At 62.4% G+C, this 14,974-nt stretch carries 10 protein-coding genes; 8 read left to right on the top strand and 2 right to left on the bottom strand.

Annotated features, from left to right (window positions below):
• Position 1 precedes the first annotated feature (1 nt).
• Complete coding sequence (locus tag FIV03_RS06840) at positions 2-865, bottom strand: WYL domain-containing protein (protein WP_152505136.1); 864 nt, start codon at positions 863-865, stop codon at positions 2-4.
• A 129-nt stretch (positions 866-994) separates the two neighbouring features.
• Complete coding sequence (locus FIV03_RS31520; protein ID WP_173013791.1) at positions 995-1,153, bottom strand: hypothetical protein; 159 nt, start codon at positions 1,151-1,153, stop codon at positions 995-997.
• A gap of 25 nt (positions 1,154-1,178) precedes the next feature.
• On the opposite strand from FIV03_RS31520, the gene FIV03_RS06845 reads away from it, so the two are divergent.
• The 8 genes from FIV03_RS06845 (at position 1,179) to FIV03_RS31525 (ending at position 14,902) form a co-directional block, all read left to right on the top strand.
• Positions 1,179-3,833, top strand: a complete 2,655-nt coding sequence (locus tag FIV03_RS06845; protein WP_152505137.1) for a PD-(D/E)XK nuclease family protein — start codon at positions 1,179-1,181, stop codon at positions 3,831-3,833.
• Positions 3,830-7,225: a UvrD-helicase domain-containing protein gene (locus tag FIV03_RS06850; protein WP_152505138.1), complete on the top strand. Its 3,396-nt coding sequence runs from the start codon at positions 3,830-3,832 to the stop codon at positions 7,223-7,225. Before FIV03_RS06845 ends, FIV03_RS06850 begins: the two co-directional genes overlap by 4 nt.
• A gap of 14 nt (positions 7,226-7,239) precedes the next feature.
• Positions 7,240-10,578, top strand: a complete 3,339-nt coding sequence (locus FIV03_RS06855) for a DEAD/DEAH box helicase family protein (RefSeq protein ID WP_152505139.1) — start codon at positions 7,240-7,242, stop codon at positions 10,576-10,578.
• A 181-nt stretch (positions 10,579-10,759) separates the two neighbouring features.
• On the top strand, positions 10,760-10,939 hold the full coding sequence (locus FIV03_RS06860) for a hypothetical protein (RefSeq protein ID WP_152505140.1): 180 nt from the start codon (positions 10,760-10,762) through the stop codon (positions 10,937-10,939).
• On the top strand, positions 10,936-11,340 hold the full coding sequence (locus FIV03_RS06865; protein WP_152505141.1) for a DUF2958 domain-containing protein: 405 nt from the start codon (positions 10,936-10,938) through the stop codon (positions 11,338-11,340). Before FIV03_RS06860 ends, FIV03_RS06865 begins: the two co-directional genes overlap by 4 nt.
• Before the next feature lie 118 nt (positions 11,341-11,458).
• Positions 11,459-11,947 (top strand): DNA repair protein RadC, encoded by a 489-nt coding sequence (gene radC, locus FIV03_RS06870; RefSeq protein ID WP_269585035.1) that lies wholly within the window; start codon positions 11,459-11,461, stop codon positions 11,945-11,947.
• 178 nt (positions 11,948-12,125) lie between these two features.
• A complete protein-coding gene (locus tag FIV03_RS06875; protein ID WP_152505142.1) occupies positions 12,126-14,285 on the top strand; it encodes a ParB/RepB/Spo0J family partition protein in 2,160 nt (719 codons plus the stop codon).
• Between the two features lie 452 nt (positions 14,286-14,737).
• Positions 14,738-14,902, top strand: a complete 165-nt coding sequence (locus FIV03_RS31525; protein ID WP_173013792.1) for a hypothetical protein — start codon at positions 14,738-14,740, stop codon at positions 14,900-14,902.
• Positions 14,903-14,974 lie beyond the last annotated feature (72 nt).

Genomic DNA, 14,974 nt, shown 5'->3' on the forward strand with positions numbered 1-14,974 from the left:
TTCATAGCTGAAGCTCCGCCTTTTCCAGCGCCGCCTCAGTCTCCTTGCGGTTTAATGCAACGATATGCTGCGTACGAGGGCTTTGCTTTGCCGCATCCACAAGCAAGCCAAGTCGCTTGAGAACATAGAACAGCATTGCATAGCGAACCGAAAGAACGCCGCTCCCGTGGTCGAACCCGTAGTCTTTGGCGACAACCTTTTTCTGGCTCTCCGTGAGATCGGGATGCGGACCGATGACCACGTCGAAAAAGTTGTTCCAGAGCCAGTCCTGCTCGCCAGTTGCCCCGGGGTCGCCTTTGCCGCCGACTTCAAGCGTCCGTGGCAACAGGAAGTCCTTGAACTTGTGCTCAAGGTGACAATAGGCGCGAACATGCCAACGGAACCCGTCATAGCCAAACGCATGCGGCGTGATCCTTCTCCAAATCGGATCCGGGCGAACTTTGTTCATAGACTGATAGAAGACATCCACCGAGACGCCTTCGCGCACGGCATCGAGAATCTTGCGCAGAACCTCGATGTCGACATCCCGCTTGGGCGTTAGCGCAACATCGGTCTTGGGGAGTTCCGCAATCCAGGAATCACTTGATGGGACGGAGCCTTCGGCAACTGAACGAAGCTGGGCGAGATAGACATAAGGGTCGGGATCCAGGAAGCGCAGGACAAACTTCTTGGCAGCAACATAGCGCTTGCCGCGCTTGTCATACTCCATGTTTCCGGGCGCCCTCTCCTGATAAAGCGCCAGATCTTTCGAAGCCTGCGGAACCGACACGCCAAAAAACTCAACGATGTCGGCGCGGTTGATCGAGCCCTCCCAGAACAGGCGAAACTCAATAAATTCAAGCCTTTGCTCAACACCCCAGCGCACTCACGGCTCCCTGACTGCGAGAAACTATACGATTGGCCACCTTGGTCAGACTATAAACTATATGGACAAGACGGAAAGTCCGTGTAATTATTATTCCCATTATAGCCGTTCGTCAACGGCAGAACATCGCTAATTGCCGAAGGAGAGGGTGATGCCGAAGCGCAGTGCAAACCGTGAGGTAACCAGCAAGAAGGCGGCGAGCGCAGCCGCGAAGGTCTTACGGAACCCGAATAGCAGCAAGGCAGCCAAGAGCGCGGCTGCGTCGGCGCTGACCCAGCGTCCGAACAAGAAGTAACCCGGAAAGGGGGCAGCGATGACGGCCGCGAAGCGATCCACCCTTGTCGTGTATGGTCGCCTGGCAATGCGGGAGGCCCGCCTCGCGGCGGCTCGTGGCGGTCAACATGGCCTCCAGATCATGTCATTCGAACAAGCCGCGGTGCGGCTCGCGGGCGGCTTCACCCGCGCGATCGACGAAGAAAGCCTGCGCGCGGCGATCCAGACGGTCCTCCCTGAAACACCGATGGGCGAACTGGAAGATATCAAGATGCTGCCGGGCATGATCGGCGCGGCCGCCGACACACTGCACAAGGCGTGGCGGGCAGGTATCGATCTTGCCTCCCGGTCAGCTGATCATCCAAGGCTTGAAGCCATCGCTCGCCTGGAGGCCGCTGTTCTCACCGAACTTCCGGGCGGAATGATGTGTTCGGTCGATATTGTCGCCACAGCCATCAGCCGGATCACCCATGCGCCCGCCATATTCGGCTCGATGGAAATCGTCGGACTGACCGAACTGTCTCCCTGCTGGCGGCCTCTGCTGAAGGCGCTCGCCGAGCACATCCCCATGCAATGGACGTCAGGTCCTCGCCCTGTCCCAGCCTGGCTCAAGGAAAGCGGAGTTGCTGTCTCTCGAGGCGATGCTGAGGCGCCGACCATTCGATCCGTCAGTGCCGCGACCGCTTACCATGAGGCAGTCGAGACACTGCGTTGGGTTCGGTCACTGCTCGCGTCGGGCGTATCGCCCGCCGACATTGCCATCGCCACCGCGTCGCCGGCCGACTACGACGATCATTTTCTCGCGCTGCGAGCCGATGCCAATATTGATCTGCATTTCGTTCATGGCGTCCCTGCCGTCACGACACGTGACGGACAAGCGGCAGCGGCACTCGCCGACATCGTCGTGCGCGGACTTTCGCAGTCGCGCTTGCGCCGTCTCGCCGCCCTGTGCCGCGATTCTGCACCTCTGGCTTCCCTTCCCGATGGCTGGATGCGCGTCCTTCCAAGCGATGCACCCTTGTCAACGCCGTCCGCCTGGAACCAACTGCTGGCGCGCCTCGCGCCAGACGACTGGCCTGACGGCATGGATCACGCCCCGGTGTTGCGTGCTGCGGTCGATCTGCTGGCAAAGGGACCGGACGCGGTACAGGAGATCGGCGAAGCCTTCCTCAAGGGCCGGGCATTGTCCATCTGGCGCAAAGCCCTTCTGGCAGGGCCCGCCGGCGCGATCGACAGCACGCTGGAATCATTGAAACAGGATGACGGGCTCGAGGCCTCCGTCTCCGTGGCCTGGATGCCGGCCAGCGCCCTCGCCGCGTCGCCGCGACGCTTCGCTCGGCTGATCGGTCTCAATTCCTCCCGCTGGCCACGCGGGATCGCCGAAGATCGGCTGATCCCGGACCACATCATTCCAACGGGCGAGCTCGACCCGCTTCCCGTCAATCTGGCAGATCGCCGTGACTTTGATACGATCCTCGCCACTACGGGCAGCGACGTCGTCCTCACCCGCGCCCGACGCGACAGCGACGGCCGGCTGCTGGGTCGCAGCCCTCTCCTCGCCACCTATGACGAGGAAGCCTATCTGCGGCGCAACGCCGTTCCCGCCCATGCCTTCAGTGAAACCGACCGGCTGATGGCGCGGCCACAGGAATTCGCCGCCGATCCCCAGGCATTGAGTGCGCGTTCCTGCTGGCGCGATTGGCGCATGGCCGATGTGACAGCTCATGATGGAATGGTCAGGTCTGATCATCCTTTGGTTCTCGCGATCCTCGCGCGGACCCAGTCGGCGAGCTCGCTCAAGACACTGCTGCGCAGCCCCATCAACTTCCTCTGGCGCTATGCTCTCGGTTGGAAATCCCCGCAAGGCAGTGCCGAGCCGCTCGTGCTTGACGCCCTGCAAACCGGCGACCTCATCCATCTGGTGCTCGACGGCGCCCTGCGAAACCTCGAGGCGACAGGCGGTATCGCGTCCGCCGACGTGGCTGCCGTTCGGGCTGCGGTGGACGAAGCTGCTGGTGCGGTGGCGGCCGAATGGGAAAGCGAACGGCCCGTTCCGCCCGCTGTTATCTGGGGCCGCACGCTTGGGGACGCGCGCGCTCTTGCCGGACAGGCGCTTGCCTATGGCAATGATCATTTGCCGGGCAGCCGATCCTTTGGCGAAGTCCCGTTCGGCGGGTCCGAGCCCAAGTCGGAGGCGGCATTGCCCTGGGACGCCAGTGTGCCGGTGATCATCCCCGACACCGGATTTCAGATTGCCGGCTATATCGATCGGCTCGACATCGCTGATGACGGCAGTTGGGCGCTCGTACGCGACTACAAGACCGGTAAGTCGCCCAAAGGCAACATCCGCATGAACGGCGGCCGCGAGCTTCAGCGTTGCCTCTATGCCTTCGCCGTCAAGGCGCTCCTGGGCGACCACATCGCGATCAGTGCCTCGCTGCTCTATCCGCGTGAACCGCTTGACCTCCGGCTTGACGAGCCGGACATCGTCCTGGCGGAGATCAAGGCATATCTGCAGGCGGCGAGAACCGCATTGGCCAGCGGCGCTGCACTGCCCGGGCCGGATACCGGAGGCGACTATGACGATCTCGCTTTTGCCCTGCCGGCAAACGCAGGCGCCACCTACTGCAAACGCAAGCAAGCCGCTGCAATCGAGCGGTTGAGCGAAGTCGCGCCGATCTGGGAGGCGGAATGATGAGCAGCGTGGAAGTCCTCAAGGATGATGGTGCCCGGCGTGACGCTATCAGCCGCCACGACCGGTCCATCCTGGTGGAGGCCGGCGCGGGGTCGGGCAAGACCGCCGTCATGGCCGGCAGGATCGCTGTCATGCTGGCGCAGGGTGTCGCGCCAAGTTCCATCGCCGCGGTTACGTTTACAGAACTGGCGGCCAGCGAGCTCCTCTTGCGCGTCCGCGATTTCGTCGAAGATCTCGCCGCCGGCCATGTCGCACCGGAGCTCCGCGCCGGCCTGCCGGAGGGACTGTCTGCGGCGCAGCGCGACAATCTGATTTCGGCCAGCACGGCGATCGACGAAATCACCTGCTCGACCATCCACGGCTTCTGTCAGCGATTGATCAAGCCCTACCCGGCGGAAGCTGATATCGATCCGGGCGCAGCGGTCATCGATCGCAACCAGGCCGATCTCAACTTCCTCGAAATCGTCGATGGCTGGCTGCGCGAGCGATTGTCTGGCGATCAGGGCGGTGTCCTGGCCGAGATGGTGCTGCATAGCCCGGGAGAGACCGTCGCTCTGATGCATAAGATCGCCGAAGCCCTCCGGCGTTCGAGGAATCTGGTCGCACCGGACGCGATGCTCTTTGCAAGCCACCTGCAAGCCTTCCAGCAGGCGGCCGACGAACTATCGGCCTTTGTGCAAGGTGCCGGCGTCGATGAGCCGGAAACGGAGGTCTTCGCCGCGCGCTTTTCTGAAATGGTGGCTGCCCTTCCATCCGTTGCAGATGGTTCCACGCCCGCCGCACTCGTCGGGCTGCTGGTTGCACGTCCGCATCCCGACCTTACGACCGGGGCAGGCAGTTTTTACGCCTACCGCAAGAAGGGCAAATGGGCGGCGGCGGCCAAGCAGGCCGGGCTTTCCAAGGCAGACGGTGACAGGCTGAACGATACGGCCAGCGGTTTGTACGAGGCGTGCTGTGGCGCGTGGACCGCACTGCTCCAGGCGGTTTCCGGCCAGGTCCTGACGACATTGATAGATGAAGCACGCACAATCCTGGCACGCTATCGCGAGCACAAGCGCGCCAGCGCCCAGCTTGATTTCGACGATCTTATCTACGCCGCGCGCGATCTGTTGCGTGACCATGAAATTGTGCGACAGGCGCTCGGTCAGCGGTATTCAAAGGTCTTGGTCGACGAGTTTCAGGACACCGACCCGCTCCAGGCCGAAATCTTTTGGCGTCTATGCGGTGATCCCGGCGATGACCCGAAGGACTGGACGAACTTCCGGATTAGGCCGGGCGCACTCTTCTTGGTCGGTGACCCCAAGCAGGCAATCTACCGCTTCCGCAGCGCGGATGTCGGTGCTTATGTCCAGGCCCGCACGGCCTTCTCGAATCAGGACGTGGACGGACTCGTTTCGATCTCGACCAATTTCCGTTCCTGTGCCTCGATCCTCACTTTCGTCAACGAACGGTTCGAGGCTGTTCTATCGGCTGATGGCCAGCCCGGCTTCACAGCGCTCGATCCCTTCCACAGCGATCCGGATGATGGCGTCTGCGTCGCGGCGATCGATATCGCGGTTGCTGACGAGAACGGCAAGGCCAGCGCCGAGCAGCGACGCGACGCCGAAGCCGAATCGGTGGCTGAACTTTGCGCGCGGTTGATCGGCAGTCATCCGGTCCGGGATCGCAAAGCCGGTGCACAACGCCCCTGCCAGCCAGGCGACATCGCCCTGCTCGCCCCGACCGGCGCGGAACTCTGGCGTTATGAAGAAGCCCTTGAACGCCGTGGCATCCCGGTCGCAACCCAGGCCGGTAAAGGTCTGTTTCGTCGGCAGGAAGTTCAGGACCTCATCGCGATCACGCGGGTTCTCGCCGATCGTCGTGATACGCTGGCGCTCGGCGCACTGCTGCGCGGCCCGATTGTCGGGCTCAGCGAAGAGGAACTCCTGGACATCGTCTGGGCGCTTCCGCGTTCGGAACAAGAACCCGACCGGATCCCGTGGCTCGACCTCGGTGTCGACCCGGCGACAATAATGCATCCGCTGGCGCGCGATGTGATCGAGCGGCTGCAGGCGCTCCAGAAACGCGCCAACAGCACGACACCGCACGATCTTCTTTCGCAGGCCGTTGATGTCCTTCGGGTACGCCCTGTTCTTCTGGAACGGCATCGCGGTCAGGCAGAACGAGCGCTTGCCAATGTCGATCTCTATCTCAGCCTCGCCGTCAGCTATGCAGTACGCGGCCTGCGGGCCTTTTCCGAGACAATAACGGCGGCATGGATGGATGAGGCCCGTGCCGTGGAAGGCCGGCCTGATGCGCAGGAAGAAGCCGTCGCCCTCTACACGATGCATGCCGCGAAAGGTCTCGAATGGCCGGTCGTCATCCCCATTAACACCATGACAGGTGTGATGGCGCCTGATAGCGCCGTGACCGATCGCCAGACTGATACCTTCTACTGCCCGGTTCTGGGTGTCCCTCCGTCCGGTTACGACGCGGCGCGGCAGGCTGAGAAGGATGAACTGGACCGCGAGCGGGTTCGGCTCTGGTATGTCGCGGCAACCCGCGCCCGGGAGCTCTTGGTCTTGCCGCGGCTCGACGCCACGCCTTCAGCGTCGGCCTGGATCGGCCTGGTGGACCTGTCCCTGACAGAACTCCCTCCCCTTGACGTGTCGCATCTGCCGATCGATCCGATCGTGGTGACAGGCGATGCCGCAAACGACCAGACACGGGAGAGCTTTGACACTGAGGCTGATTTGATTGCTGAAAGGCAGATGCACCTGACCTGGCTTGCGCCGAGCCGCGACGAGACGGCGACCGGTTCGGTGCTTCAGGAAGAAGAGCCGGATATATGGATCGGCTCCGCTGATACTTCGGCACCAGACGCAGAAGCGGCCGCCTCCCTCCAGGGCGGGCGCGCGCGTGGACTTATCCTTCACAAGCTCATGGAAGAAATTCTGACAGGGGAATGCGACGAGGCCGGCGCGGCTCTCATCGCGCGTGCCGCTGACCTCATCCGTGCGCTCGGCGAGGAGCCCGCCTCCGAGCCGGCGAACGGGCTTTCGCCTGAGGAACTGGTCGGTTGCGTTACGCGAACGCTGGCCTTGTCGGAGGTGGCGGCCTTGCGTCCCTCATTGCTCGCTGAATTTCCGGTCTATGCCCTTCAGCAAGAGGATGCCGAGCTGGTTGCGACTGCCGGCATCGCGGACGCGCTTACAATTGATCCGGAAGGTCGGCCAACCGTCGTGATCGACTGGAAGAGCGACGTGAATCCCGCCCAGGAGACACTCGATCACTATCGGGCCCAAGTGCTTGCCTATCTCGACATGACCGGTGCTGAACGGGGCCTGATCGTTCTGATGACGAGCGGAACGGTGATCACCGTCCCGCCTTCGCCCCAGACGATTGCGGCTTAGTCTGGGACGCGACCATGGCCTCCCGCAAACGCCCCGAACCCGCCCAGGACGATCTCTTCAATCCCGAGGTCGAACTGCTGCTGCCGGCTCGGCTTGCGATCGAGGGCAAGGTCCTGGGAAGTCCGATACGCCAGTTGGCGGTTCCGCCGCTGCGCGTGCGCTGCCGGCTGCGACCCTTTTCGATCCGCCGTGCGACGGGTCATGAAACCACGCTGCCGACCGGCGAGGCACTGAAGATTCTCAATGCGAAGACTGCCACCTCGCTGGAGGCGGATCTCATTCTTCTGGTCCCCGGTGCAAGTGAACCTGCGCAGATCGCCAAAGCACTCGATGCCGGCAAAGGCCGGTGGATGACTGCGTTGCCCATCCGCATCGACACGTTGAAGCGCCAAGCGCGGGTCGAACGGCTGGCAGCGGTTTCGGCATCCTGGTCAGGCGCCTTTCATCTCCGGGAGGGACGAGCAGCCGAAAGTGAGCAGCCAGCCCAGCCCGGTCTGCGACGTCCTCAAATCGGCGCGTTGCACGCGGCTTTGGCCCATGCGACGCGATCGAGCGATCCGGCCACCATCGTCATGCCGACGGGCACCGGCAAGACGGAAACCATGCTCGCGCTCAACGCCCACCAGCGCTTCGAGAGACTACTGGTCGTGGTGCCGACGGACGCCCTGCGAGAGCAGATCGCGGGCAAATTCGAGACCTTCGGCGTGCTGAGGCAACAGCAATGCCTGGAAGACAAGGCAGTATTTCCCGTGGTGATGCGCCTTTCGCACATTCCGACGACGGTAGCCGAGGTGGATGAGATCTTCGACAGCGCCAATGTCATCGTCACGACGATGCAGATCGCCGGCCGGGCCGAAGCAGCGGTCCAGGAGCGGATGGCAGCACGTGCCTCTGCGCTGTTTATCGACGAGGCTCATCACATCGGTGCCCCGACCTGGGCCCGCTTTCGGGGTCTCTTCGCCGATCGCGAGCCGCCGCTTCCGATCGTCCAGTTCACCGCCACACCGTTCCGTGAGGACGGCCGGCGCGTCGACGGCGAGTTCATCTACACCTATCCGCTCAAGAAGGCGCAGGCCGAAGGCTATTTCAAACCGATCCGCTTCGAGGCTGTTTTCGGGCTCGATCAGGCGGACGCCGATCTCGCGGTCGCGGAGAAGCTCGGTGAAGTCCTCCAGGGTGATCTGGCCGCCGGCCTCAACCATCTCGCCATGGCGCGCTGTCAGACCATCGACCGTGCCAGAACCCTCCACCAGCTTTACAGCGAGATGTACCCGGAACTTCGTCCGGTCATCGTTCATAGCCAGCAGTCGATCCGTGAACGTCGTGCAAACCTTGCCGCTCTGCGGCGCTTCGAGAGCCGGATCATCGTTTGCGTGGACATGCTTGGCGAAGGTTTCGATCTGCCGGAACTGAAGATCGCCGCCCTGCACGATCCGCACAAGAGCATAGCCGTCACCATCCAGTTTGTCGGCCGCTTCACCCGCCAGGATCCGCGCCTCGGCGACGCCACCGTCATCGCCAACACCGGCATTGACGACATTGATCGTTCACTGGCCAAGCTCTATGCGGAGGATGCCGACTGGAACGCACTGGTTGAGGCACTCAGCACCGCGAAGATCGACCGGCAGGTCCGCCGTTCCGAGATGTTCAAGGGCTTTGTAGGCGACTTGAGCGACATTCCGCTGCAGACGCTTGAACCGAAGATGAACGCCGTCGTCTATCGCACCAATTGCAATGGTTGGGAGCCTTTGCGGGCCGAGGACTTGTATAGTCCCGGCGTCTATCTCGGCATGAAGGTTAACCCACACCAGCGTGTCGCCATCTTCGTCACCCGCTCCGAAGAGCAGGCCGGCTGGACCACGGCCCAGCACGCGACCAATGTCACCTGGGACCTGCACATGATGCATTGGGATCCCGATAGTCAGCTCCTCTATATCAGCAGCTCAATCAAGGGACCGTATGACCGATTGGCCAAGGCGGTCTGCGGTGAGGCCACACGCCGGGTCGAGGGCGAGGAGGTGTTCCGCAGCCTGCACGGGTTCAATCGCCTGATCCTGCGCAATCTTGGCCTGACGCACCATCAGGGACGCGGTGTCCGCTACTCCATGTATATGGGTGTCGATGTCGCCGACGGACTCGACACGGCGAAGTCCCAGTCGCGCATCAAGAACAACGTGTTCGCAACCGGGTTCCTCGACGGCGTTCCCGCCTCTCGTGGCTGTTCAGCCAAAGGCAAGTTCTGGTCGATTTCGCGGGTTCGTGATCTGACTGACTGGGTCGAATGGTGCGCGGATATCGGCAAGGCCGTCAACGATCCAGGGATCACCACCGATGGCGTCTTCAAGAGCGCGATGCGACCTCGCCAGATCAGCGAACGCCCAAATGTGCCGCCGGTCGCGATCCACTGGCCTGAATCGCTGCTGACGCAAATCGAGGACCGGATAGAAATCAGTTTCGGCGCCGAGCCCGTAGCCTTCGCCGAATGCGACATCGAGCTGCTGGATCATGAACGCACGGGTCCGTTGCGCTTCGCTGTGCGCAGCGACACCCATATCGCCGAATTCGAAATCGTGTTTGCCGAAGGTGTCGCCCGCTATCCGCAGCGCTCTGGTCCGAAAACAACCATAAAGGTCAGCGGCAAGGTGAAACCGCTGTCGGAATCCTTCGGCGAGGATTCCCCGCAGATCGACTTTGGAGATGGCTCACTGCTGATCTACAGCCACCTCTATGCCCTGCCTGAAGGCGTCGTGGTCGAACCCTATCCCAACGACCGGATCGAGGCCTGGGATTGGTCGAAAACCAATATCCGCGCCGAGGCGCAGGGACCTGAGAAGCGTGCCGACTCGGTGCAGCGACGCGTCATCGAGACATTGCTCGCAGAGCGTGACGCATATGACCTCATTTTCGACGATGACGGCGCCGGCGAGATCGCGGATGTGGTCACTCTTCGAATAACTGAAGGTCTGGTGCAGGTGACGCTTCACCATTGCAAATATTCCAGTTCCGACACGCCTGGTGCACGGGTGAAAGATCTCTATGAAGTGTGCGGGCAGGCCCAAAAATCCGCCCGCTGGCGTGATCGTCCCAATCGAATGTTCATTCATATGCTGAAGCGGGAGAAGTTGCGCCTCGAGAAGGGCCAGACTTCCCGCTTCGAACATGGAACGGCCGCCTTCCTCAAGAAGCTGAAAGCGAGCTGGCAGGACTATCGCTACGAATTCGATGTGCGCATTGTTCAGCCTGGACTGTCGCGAGCGGCCGTCACAGAGGAAGGGCTGCATCTACTAGCCAGCGTGGAAACCTATCTCCTTGAGACGCGTGCCATGCGGCTGAAGGTAATCGCAAGTAGCTGACCGCTCGAAGAAGATGGAGGGGAAAGCCTTCCCCTGCGACCGAGCCTGTAGTCTTGGCCGACCCCTTCGAGCGGGGGAATCCCCCGCAACGCCCCCTTTGAGAGTGAGAGTGCGGACGGGTTTGCCGTGACGGGATGAGGACCGGAGGAGAAACCTCCAGCGCCCGTCGCGGAGACCCGCGATGTCCAAACAGAACCGTAAATCCGGCGCCCGGAGCAACCGGACCAACCTTTACTCCGAAATCACCGACAAAATCATCGCCGAGCCGGAGGCCAGCCGGGCAGCCGACTGGATCGAGTCCTTCCTTTCGGATGAGACTGGTTCCGCCGACGCCGGCACTGGCGACAAGAGGGCGGCATGATCCTCCTGACTCCCGATCTCCGTGAACGCCTGCTTGCCAACGGCCGTGAGCGCGACGCCGACCACGTGCCGGTCGTCAAATTCTTCAATCCTTTCGGCCAAGGCGTCTGGCTAGCAACCGAGCTCGATCCTGACGGCGACATTCTGTTCGGCCTTGCTGATCTCGGCTATCCGGAACTTGGGCATTTCTCGCTGGGGGACCTGGAATCCATCCGGCTGCCCTTCGGCATGGGGATCGAGCGCGACATCCTGTTTCAGACCGACGTGCCGGTCTCGGTCTGGGCGGAAGCGGCCCGTCAAGCCGGCAGCATCCGCGCGGCCGAGCGCATGCTTTATGCCCGGCATCGAAGCGATGATGTGCGCAACAGGAATTCCGTGGATGCGGAAAACCGGAACGCCTGAATTCTGGCTGCAGTGCTTTACGGGTCTGCGCCGCTCTCAGAGGAAGAGGGCGGCGCGGTTCCTCGTGACGGGTTGTGAGCATTGGCAAGGGGCCTGCTGCCCGTCGGGAGACCAGACCATGACCCGGCATCAGAAGACATTTGCCATGGAAACGCAGCACGCACCAATCTCGGCTGAGGAGCGGGTGGTTATTTACGAAGCGCGCCAGATTCTGCTGCGCCACCTCAACCAGAACCCGGTCCTGTCGTCCTGGCAGGCGGTGCTCGACTATTGCGCCCTTACCATCCGCGGCGAGGTCGAGCGGTTTCATGTGCTTTATCTGGACAAGAAGAACAGGCTCATTTCGGATGAGTGTCTGGCGACCGGAACCGTCGATCACGTGCCGGTCTATCCAAGGGAGGTCCTGAAGCGCGGTCTCGAACTCAACGCCACCGCGCTGATCCTGGTCCACAATCATCCGTCCGGCGATCCCGAGCCCTCGCGCGCCGACATCACGATGACGAAGGAAATCAGAAAGGGCTGCCAGGTTCTGGGCTTGACGCTGCATGACCATATCATCGTCGGCATCGGCCGGGAGGTCAGTCTGCGCGCCCGCGGCGAGATCTGATGGATTGCAGAATGCGCTGACGGAACCCGGCTGCATTCGACCTTCGGTCCCGAAGCGGTGGCTTCCGATCGCAGGGGGCAGGCCACGCTCCATCGAGAGGGAGAGGAGGGCTGGGGCTTTCGCGACGGGTTGAGTGCAGAGAGAGAGGCTCTCGGCGCCCGTCGCGGAGAATATCCCAATGGCACCTGCCAATCAGAAACTCACCCTGTCGCCCTCGCGTGACATCCCCTTCAACAAGCTCGTCCTCAGCCAGTCGAACGTCCGGCGTATCAAGGCCGGCATCTCGGTCGAGGAACTGGCCGAGGACATCGCCCGCCGCGGCACACTCCTCCAGAGCCTCAATGTCCGCCCCGTGCTCGATGAGGGCGGCAACGAGACCGGCATGTTCGAGGTGCCGGCCGGCGGACGCCGCTATCAGGCCCTGGCAATCCTCGTAAAACAGAAGCGTCTCGCCAAGACCGCACCCGTGCCCTGCGTTGTCCGCGATCCGGCGACCAGCATCCTCGCCGAGGATGACAGTCTCGCCGAAAACACCCAGCGCGTCGCGCTGCATCCCCTCGACCAGTTCCGTGCCTTCTTGGCATTGCGGAACAAGGGCATGAGCGAGGAGGAGATCGCGGCGGCCTTCTTCACCACGGTCCAGGTCGTCAGGCAGCGGTTGCGCCTTGCCACTGTGTCTCCCGTGCTGCTCGAAGTCTATGCCGCAGACGGCATGACGCTGGAGATGTTGATGGCCTTCACCGTCAATCCGGACCATGCCCGTCAGGAACAGGTTTTGGAAAGCATTCGCAACTCCTGGCAGAAGGAGCCGTGGCAGATCCGGCGCATGCTCACCGAAACCACGGTGCCGGCATCCGATAAGCGCGCCCGTTTCATCGGCCTTGAAGCTTATGAGGCGGCGGGCGGCGCAATCCTGCGCGATCTCTTCTCCCACGACAATGACGGCTGGCTGCAGGACGTCTCCCTGCTCGATAGCCTGGTTGACCAGAAGCTAAAAGGTATGGCGGACGAGATTGCCGACCAGGGCTGGAAATGGATCGACGCTTCGGTCGAACTCCCCTACGGCCACGCCAACGGTCTGCGCAAACTGACCGGTGCGATGCAGGACCTTACCGAAGAGGAACGGGCGGTCCGAGAAGCACTCCGCAAGGAGCATGACGACCTCGAGGCGGAATACACGGAGGCCAGCGATCTGCCCGACGAGGTCGATCTGCGTCTGGCGGAGATCGAGGCCGCGCTTGAGGCCTTCGAAAACCGTCCCGTCAGCTTCGATCCGGAAGAGATTGCCCGCGCCGGTGTCTTCCTCAGCATCGGCCGGGATGGCGAATTCGTCGTCGATCATGGCTATGTCCGTCCCGAGGATGAGCTTGACGCCGCCGTCGAGGGCAGTGGCTCTGGAAACGGAGGTGACGCCAGCATCGATCACGATGATGCTGGTGTCGGTTCTTCGGCGCGGCGCGCTGTCATCACCATCGGCAGCCAGCCGATGGATGCAGATGACGACGAAGGCGACGTCATCAAGCCGCTTCCGGAACGCCTTGTTACAGAGCTGACGGCCGAACGGACGTTGGCGCTGCGCGACAGGCTGGCGAACAATCCGTCCGTCGCGTTCCTGGCTGTGTTGCACAAGTTCTGCCGGGACGTCTTCTCTCGCTACATGACCTATAGCCCGGCCATGGAAGTCTCGGTGCGCAACACCGGCTTCTCCCTGCAAGCGCCCGGCCTGAAGGAAATTCCGGCGGCACAGGCCATCGAGGAACGCCACAAGGCCTGGGAGGCGCGTATGCCGGACGACGAGGCCGCCCTCTGGGATTGGCTCGCCTCGCTCGAAGGCACCGAGCAGGCGGAGCTCTTCGCTCATTGCGCGGCGTTCGGCGTCAACGCTCTCTACGAGAAGGCCGATCGCTACGGCGGCGGCACCGTCACCGTGCACGGCATCCAGCAGCGTCTCGCCGAGGCCGATCGTCTCGCCCGCGCTGTCGGTCTCGACATGGTGGAAGCAGGCTGGCGGCCAACGGCCGAAAACTACCTCGGCCGCGTCACCAAGCCTCGCATCCTCGAAGCCGTACGCGAAGGGGCGGGCGAGCGCGCCGCCGAGTTGATCAACCATCTCAAGAAGGGCGATATGGCCAAGGAGGCCGAACGGCTGCTGGCTGACACAAGCTGGCTGCCGGAGCCGCTGCGCATGACGGACGCTGGCGATGCCTCGCCGGTCGAGGCGGAAAACGAGGAGGGCGGAGCAGATGAGACTCTTCCGGCGTTCCTCACCGATGATGACGGCGACGATGAGAACGCGGAAGCTAACGAGGATGACGCCGCCCTTGTAGCTGCCGAGTAACGCGATCCCGCCCCGGAGCTGCAAGGCTCCGGGCTTTTTTCATGGTGGCCTTGGTCGGGCAGCAATTACAGGGCTGTTCAAAGGACCCAACACCATCAAGTCAATTGTGCTCCGATGGAGATCCGCCGGTTGCCTGACCTATGGCTTCGCTTCTGCCCATCGTTGCATTCCCTCTCGATCGGCTGGCAGAGGACAGAGGTGGTCGTGCAAACGCATTTCCGGGTTTCCGGCTTCTGACGGACACGGAAACCATCCCCCGCTTCCATTCGCTGACCTTGGTCTGAACGAGGCTTTGTCATTCAACCCGCATGGGGTCGGCTTACGCGCGCGTGCCGCCTCGCGGATTCGGGACGAGCCCGAACGCGCGCGGTGATTGCCGTTCTCGATCAGACACTACGGGCGCCTGTCGCGCGGGGGATGGTCCCCTGCCTCCAACGACAGGAGCCGGAACAATGACCCTTCAAGACGCCACCGCCTTCGCTTCCAGCCTCGCCGCCACACTGATGGTTTCCATCGTCGTTTTCCGGGCTGGCGACGGATCCTTCGGTGCTGTAACCGCCGACGAAATCGACGGCGACGAGGTGGCTGTGATGTTTGAGATCGATCCTTTCTCGTGAGGCGATCGCCTCACGGTCGGCCGAGGTCGTTGAGCCCCGGTTCCCGAAATCACTTGCCGCATTTGACCGTGG

Source organism: Labrenzia sp. THAF187b (assembly GCF_009363375.1).
Lineage (GTDB): Bacteria > Pseudomonadota > Alphaproteobacteria > Rhizobiales > Stappiaceae > Roseibium > Roseibium algicola.

What these genes read in the sequence shown, in the direction of transcription:
- FIV03_RS06845 (WP_152505137.1), top strand. Translation starts at nt 1,179, where the DNA reads ATGACGGCCGCGAAGCGATCCACCCTTGTCGTGTATGGTCGCCTGGCA.
- FIV03_RS06850 (WP_152505138.1), top strand. Translation starts at nt 3,830, where the DNA reads ATGATGAGCAGCGTGGAAGTCCTCAAGGATGATGGTGCCCGGCGTGAC.
- FIV03_RS06855 (WP_152505139.1), top strand. Translation starts at nt 7,240, where the DNA reads ATGGCCTCCCGCAAACGCCCCGAACCCGCCCAGGACGATCTCTTCAAT.
- FIV03_RS06860 (WP_152505140.1), top strand. Translation starts at nt 10,760, where the DNA reads ATGTCCAAACAGAACCGTAAATCCGGCGCCCGGAGCAACCGGACCAAC.
- FIV03_RS06865 (WP_152505141.1), top strand. Translation starts at nt 10,936, where the DNA reads ATGATCCTCCTGACTCCCGATCTCCGTGAACGCCTGCTTGCCAACGGC.
- radC (WP_269585035.1), top strand. Translation starts at nt 11,459, where the DNA reads ATGACCCGGCATCAGAAGACATTTGCCATGGAAACGCAGCACGCACCA.
- FIV03_RS06875 (WP_152505142.1), top strand. Translation starts at nt 12,126, where the DNA reads ATGGCACCTGCCAATCAGAAACTCACCCTGTCGCCCTCGCGTGACATC.
- FIV03_RS31525 (WP_173013792.1), top strand. Translation starts at nt 14,738, where the DNA reads ATGACCCTTCAAGACGCCACCGCCTTCGCTTCCAGCCTCGCCGCCACA.